This is a genomic window from Achromobacter sp. K91, from assembly GCF_003576205.1.
Lineage (GTDB): Bacteria > Pseudomonadota > Gammaproteobacteria > Burkholderiales > Burkholderiaceae_B > Achromobacter > Achromobacter aegrifaciens.
Map to the genome: position 1 here is coordinate 1 of NZ_QWFB01000040.1, position 5,508 is coordinate 5,508.

Consider the following 5,508-nt stretch of genomic DNA (forward strand, 5'->3'; position numbering starts at 1 on the left):
AGATGTGTATAAGAGACAGGGCGAGGCTTGCGGCGCGGCGTCGGTCGCCGCGGCGGTGGCGGGCCGGGCCACGGTTTCGAACCCGGCGTCGTCCGCGTCGTCGTTTTGCGCCGCGGGGGCTGCGGCGGACGCGCCGCCCGTCTGCGCCAGGGTCTGGCCGACCGCATGGGACACGAAGCGATGCACCGCGCCGCTGTCGCGGAAACGGACCTCATGCTTGGCCGGGTGCACGTTCACGTCCACGGCGGCCGGGTCGATGTCCAGGAACAGCACGTAGGCGGGCTGGCGGTCGCCATGCAGGACGTCCGCGTAGGCGGCGCGCAGGGCGTGGCTGACGGTGCGGTCGCGCACGTAGCGGCCGTTCACGTAGAGATACTGGCGGTCCGCGCGGGCGCGGGCTGCGGTGGGACGGGTGATCATGCCCGCCAGGCTGACCGTGCCGACCGAGTGCGACAGCAGCAGGCCGTGTTCGGCGAATTCCGCGCCCAGCACGTCGCGGATGCGCTGCGGCGGTTCGGCGGGCAGCCATTGGCGCTGCGCGCGGTCGTGATGGAACAGGCGGAAGGCGATCTGCGGATGCGCCAGCGCGATGCGCTCCATGGCGTCGACGCAGTGGCCGAACTCGGTGGCCTCGGAGCGCAGGAATTTGCGGCGGGCCGGCACGGCGTCGAACAACTGGCGCACGTCCACCGTGGTGCCCGGAGGACCCGAGGCGGGGCTGACCTGCATGCTGCCTGCATCGATCTGCCAGGCGTGCTCGCCATCGCGGGTGCGGGAAATGATGGTGACCTGGGCCACGGACGCGATCGAGGCCAGCGCTTCGCCGCGGAACCCCATGGATGCCACAGATTCCAGTTCGTTCAAGGAGCGGATCTTGCTGGTGGCGTGGCGCGCCAGCGCCAGCGGCAACTCTTCGGGCGGAATGCCGCCGCCGTCGTCGGTCACGGCAATGCGGCGTATGCCGCCGCCTTCCAGGCGCACTTCAATGGCGCGTCCGCCCGCGTCGATGGCGTTTTCGAGGATTTCCTTGAGCACGGATGCCGGCCGCTCGATCACCTCGCCGGCGGCGATCTGACTGATCAGCAGGTCGGGAAGCGCAAGAATGGAGCGGCGTTCGGTCATGTGGCTGGCGTTCAGGTATGGCTATGTGGACGATTTTAGCGTCATGGGCGGGTGGGCTATAGTCGCGGACTGATATCCCATTCCGCTGGCAGGGTTGCTTCAATGCTCGAATTCTTCAATATGGTGCTCCACATCGACAAGACGCTCGGCGTCTGGGTCGCGCAGTATGGCGTGTGGGTGTACCTGGTGCTGTTCCTGATCGTTTTTGCGGAGACGGGGCTGGTCGTGCTGCCCTTTCTGCCGGGGGATTCGCTGCTGTTCATCGCGGGCGCGTTCGGCGCGACCGGGCACATCGATCCGTTCCTGATGGGCGGGCTGCTGATCGTCGCCGCCATCACCGGCAATACGGTGAACTACTTCATCGGACGCTATATCGGGCCGCGCGTGTTTTCGATGAACCTGCGCTTTCTGGACCGCGGCGCGTTGATGCGCACGCACGCGTTCTATGAAAAGCACGGCGGCAAGACCATCGTCATGTCGCGCTTCATCCCGGTCGTGCGCACTTTCGCGCCCTTTGTCGCGGGCGTGGCCGACATGCCGCAGTCGCGCTTCCAGCTGTTCAACATCCTGGGCGCGCTGCTGTGGGTGGTGAGCCTGGTGGCCGCGGGCTACTTCTTCGGCAACATCCCGCTGGTGCGCGAACACTTGAATACCATCGTGCTGCTGGGGCTGGCCGCCGCCATCGTGCCGGTGATCGGCGCGGGCCTGTTCAAGCTGATCAAGGCCAAACGCGGCGCGTGAAGCGCCGCAGCGCATGCTGCGGCACACGCGTCACATTGAAAAGGGCGTTGCGCCGTGAAGCGCAACGCCCTTTTTCATGCGGCGGCAGACGTCGCCGTCAGCTCACATCGCCCAGCCGCGCCAGCGGCGGGTTGGCGGTGAAGTAACGCTGGATGCCCGTCATCATGGCCTGCGCCAGCTTGTCCTGATGCGAGGTGCTGCGCAGCAGGGCTTCTTCCTGCGGGTTGCTGATGAAGGCGGTTTCGACCAGCACCGAAGGAATGTCCGGCGCTTTCAGGACCGCGAAGCCGGCCTGTTCGACGCTGTTTTTGTGCAGGCGGTTGATCTTCTTGATTTCGTCCAGGAAGGCGCTGCCCACCTTCAGCGAATCGTTGATCTGCGCGGTGGTGGACAGGTCCAGCAGTACCTTGGCCACCTGGCGGTCGTGGCTGCCAAGGTTGACGCCGCCGATCAGGTCGGCCGCGTTTTCCTTGTCCGCCATCCAGCGCGCCTGGGCGCTGGTGGCGCCGCGCTGCGACAGCGCGAACACCGACGAGCCATTGGCCGAAGGCTTGATCCAGGCGTCCGCGTGGATCGAGATGAACAGGTCCGCGTGCACGCGGCGCGCCTTCTGCACGCGCACGTGCAGAGGCACGAAGTAGTCGTCGTCGCGCGTGAGATAGGCGCGCATGTAGGGCTGGCTGTCGATCAGCGCCTTCAGGCGCCGGGCGATGCGCAGCACCACGTCTTTCTCGCGCAGGCCGCTGCTGCCGATGGCGCCCGGGTCCTCGCCGCCGTGGCCGGGATCCAGCGCGATGGTGACCATGCGCTGCTTGCCGCGGCTGGCGGTGGCGGGCGGAGGCTTGGGCGCGGTGGGCAGCGGGGGCGCCGGCTGCTGGCCGCGCACGCGCGGCGGCTCGGGCGGATCGGCGCGGGTCACCGGGTTGCGCTGGATGTCTTCCAGGATGCGCGCCAGCGGGTCGTCCACGTCGGGGCCGGTCTGCTTGTTCAGGATCGCGACCAGCGGATCCTGGGCGATCTTCGGATACAGGTCCAGCACCAGACGGTACTGGTAGTCGGCCACGGGCTTGAGCGTGAACACCTGGGGCGCCACGGGCTGCTTCAGGTCGAACACCAGGCGCACCACGTTGGGGCGGTTTTGCGCCACCCGCAGGCTCTGGATGTAGGGGTCGTCAGGCCGGACCTTGGAAACCAGGTCGTTCAGGGCCGCGCTGATGGTCAGTCCCTCAATGTCCACCACCAGGCGGTGGGGGTTTTCAAGCGTGAACTGCTCAGCCTTGAGCTCGCTGTCGAGCTCCAGCGTGACGCGGGTGTATTCGTCGGCCGGCCAGGTGCGCACAGCCAGGATGGTCGCCGCCTGCGCCAGGCGCGGCAGGACCGGCAGGACGAGCAGGGTGGCGGCGACGCTGATCAGGCGGCGCCGGGTGGCGCCTGCCGAGGGGAGGGCGCCGACTGGGGCGGGGGGACAATCGCGTTCAACCATGTTTGTCCTCGAGCGGTGTACGCGGTCAGGGTGGCGTCGCGTCCGTCGCCTGCATAGGCTAGGGAAATCAGCAGGTCGGGAGGGGGCAAAAGGCCCCCGGCCCGCTCCGGCCATTCGATCAAAACGACTGCGTCGTCACGCAGTAAATCCCGGAATCCTGCGTCCAACCATTCTCGCGTATCACTAAATCTATAAAAATCAAGGTGATAGAAGTATAAGTTAGAAACTTTATAGGATTCAAGCAGCGCGTAGCTGGGACTTTTGATCCGTCCCGTGATGCCGCTTTCCCGCAACAGGGCCCGTGTGAAGGCCGTTTTCCCCGCGCCCAGGTCCCCCTGGAGGTGGATATGTCCCCCAGCCGGACCGGCCTGGCCGCCGGAAACCAGGGGGGCGAGCTGACGTGCCAGCGATTCCGTGGCGGCTTCGTCGGGCAGGTGCAAGGTCAGGCTGCAAAGAGGGGCGGACATGGCGCGGGGCGAGTGGTAAAAACGGTGGAGGGAGCACGGATGTTTGCGCAATTATAGGAATGCGGGTTTCTGCTAACCTATAACTGATTGTCATTCTCAACATTCTCGCGGCTGGCGCGCTGCCGTCAGCCGTAATCGACGTCGCCACGGAGTAGCACGCGCCATGAAGACCCGCATTGAAAAAGACACGTTTGGTCCCATCGAAGTCCCTGAGGATCACCTCTGGGGCGCCCAGACCCAGCGTTCGCTGCATTTTTTCGCGATTTCCACCGAGAAGATGCCGGTCCCCCTGGTCGAAGCGATGGCGCGGCTCAAGCGCGCGGCGGCCAAGGTCAATGCCGATCTGGGCGAACTGGATCCGAAGATCGCCGATGGCATCGTCCGCGCCGCCGATGAAGTGATCGCCGGTAAATGGCCCAACGAGTTCCCGCTGTCGGTCTGGCAGACCGGCTCGGGCACGCAAAGCAACATGAACATGAACGAGGTGCTGGCCAACCGCGCTTCGGAACTGATGGGCGGCGTGCGCGGCGAAGAACGCAAGGTCCACCCCAACGACCACGTCAACCGCGGGCAGTCGTCCAACGATACCTTCCCGACCGCCATGCACGTGGCGGCGGCGGTGCAGGTCGAGCATCATCTGCTGCCCTCGCTGAAGGCGCTGCGCGCCACGCTGGCGGCCAAGAGCGCCGAGTTCTACGACATCGTCAAGATCGGCCGCACCCACCTGCAGGACGCCACGCCGTTGACGCTGGGTCAGGAGCTGTCGGGCTACGTGGCCCAGCTGGACCTGGCCGAGCAGCAGATCCGCGCCACCCTGCCTGGCCTGCACCAGCTGGCCATCGGCGGCACGGCCGTGGGCACGGGCCTGAACGCGCACCCGCAGTTCAGCGCCAAGGTTTCCGCCGAACTGGCGCATGCCACCGGCACTGCCTTCGTGTCGGCGCCCAACAAGTTCCAGGGCCTGGCTTCGCACGAAGCGCTGCTGTTCGCGCACGGCGCGCTGAAGTCGCTGGCGGCCGGCCTGATGAAGATCGCCAACGACGTGCGCTGGCTGTCCAGCGGTCCGCGTTCGGGCCTGGGTGAAATCAGCATTCCCGAGAACGAGCCGGGCAGCTCGATCATGCCGGGCAAGGTCAACCCGACGCAATGCGAAGCCATCACGATGCTGGCGGCGCAGGTGCTGGGCAACGACGTGGCCATCAATATCGGCGGCGCCAGCGGCAACTTCGAACTCAACGTGTTCAAGCCGCTGGTGATCCACAACTTTCTGCAATCGGTGCGCCTGCTGACCGACGGCATGGCCAGCTTCAACGAGCATTGCGCCGCCGGCATCGAACCCAATCGCGAGCGCATCGCCGAACTGGTCGACCGTTCGCTGATGCTGGTGACGGCATTGAATCCGCATATCGGCTACGACAAGGCCGCGCAGATCGCCAAGAAGGCGCACAAGGAAGGCCTGTCGCTGAAGGAGTCGGCGTTGGCGCTGGGCTACGTGACCGAAGCGCAGTTCGCCGAATGGGTGGTGCCGGCTTCCATGACCAACGCGCACAAGTCCTAGTAAGCGGGCCTGTGCGTGCATGAAAAAAGACCGCCGCGTGAACTGACCCCCGAAAGTTGGACGTAGATCCAACCTTTGGGGGTTTTTGCATGACGAAGTACGACGAGCAGTTCAAGCTCAAGGCGGTTAGGAAGTAT

At 65.7% G+C, this 5,508-nt stretch carries 5 protein-coding genes; 2 read left to right on the forward strand and 3 right to left on the reverse strand.

The window, feature by feature from the left end; translation table 11 throughout:
• A partial coding sequence (mutL, locus tag DXK93_RS21105; protein ID WP_233564583.1) for a DNA mismatch repair endonuclease MutL occupies positions 1–1,122 on the reverse strand: 1,122 nt, incomplete at its 3' end.
• A 102-nt stretch (positions 1,123–1,224) separates the two neighbouring features.
• On the opposite strand from mutL, the gene DXK93_RS21110 reads away from it, so the two are divergent.
• The gene (locus DXK93_RS21110) at positions 1,225–1,863 is read left to right on the forward strand and encodes a VTT domain-containing protein (RefSeq protein ID WP_082401223.1); all 639 of its coding nucleotides are present in this window, start codon (positions 1,225–1,227) and stop codon (positions 1,861–1,863) included.
• Positions 1,864–1,960: 97 nt separating this feature from the next.
• On the opposite strand, the gene DXK93_RS21115 is transcribed toward DXK93_RS21110, so the two are convergent.
• Positions 1,961–3,346 (reverse strand): N-acetylmuramoyl-L-alanine amidase, encoded by a 1,386-nt coding sequence (locus DXK93_RS21115; RefSeq protein WP_054457465.1) that lies wholly within the window; start codon positions 3,344–3,346, stop codon positions 1,961–1,963.
• Complete coding sequence (gene tsaE / locus DXK93_RS21120; protein WP_054457463.1) at positions 3,274–3,813, reverse strand: tRNA (adenosine(37)-N6)-threonylcarbamoyltransferase complex ATPase subunit type 1 TsaE; 540 nt, start codon at positions 3,811–3,813, stop codon at positions 3,274–3,276. Before tsaE ends, DXK93_RS21115 begins: the two co-directional genes overlap by 73 nt.
• 163 nt (positions 3,814–3,976) lie before the next feature.
• Here tsaE and fumC point away from each other — a divergent pair, with 163 nt between their 5' ends.
• Positions 3,977–5,371, forward strand: a complete 1,395-nt coding sequence (gene fumC / locus DXK93_RS21125) for a class II fumarate hydratase (RefSeq protein WP_054457461.1) — start codon at positions 3,977–3,979, stop codon at positions 5,369–5,371.
• Positions 5,372–5,508 lie beyond the last annotated feature (137 nt).

Excerpts from the sequence above, each read along its gene's own strand:
- DXK93_RS21110 (WP_082401223.1), top strand. The coding sequence starts at position 1,225 with ATGCTCGAATTCTTCAATATGGTGCTCCACATCGACAAGACGCTCGGC.
- tsaE (WP_054457463.1), bottom strand. The coding sequence starts at position 3,813 with ATGTCCGCCCCTCTTTGCAGCCTGACCTTGCACCTGCCCGACGAAGCC.
- fumC (WP_054457461.1), top strand. The coding sequence starts at position 3,977 with ATGAAGACCCGCATTGAAAAAGACACGTTTGGTCCCATCGAAGTCCCT.
- DXK93_RS21115 (WP_054457465.1), bottom strand. The coding sequence starts at position 3,346 with ATGGTTGAACGCGATTGTCCCCCCGCCCCAGTCGGCGCCCTCCCCTCG.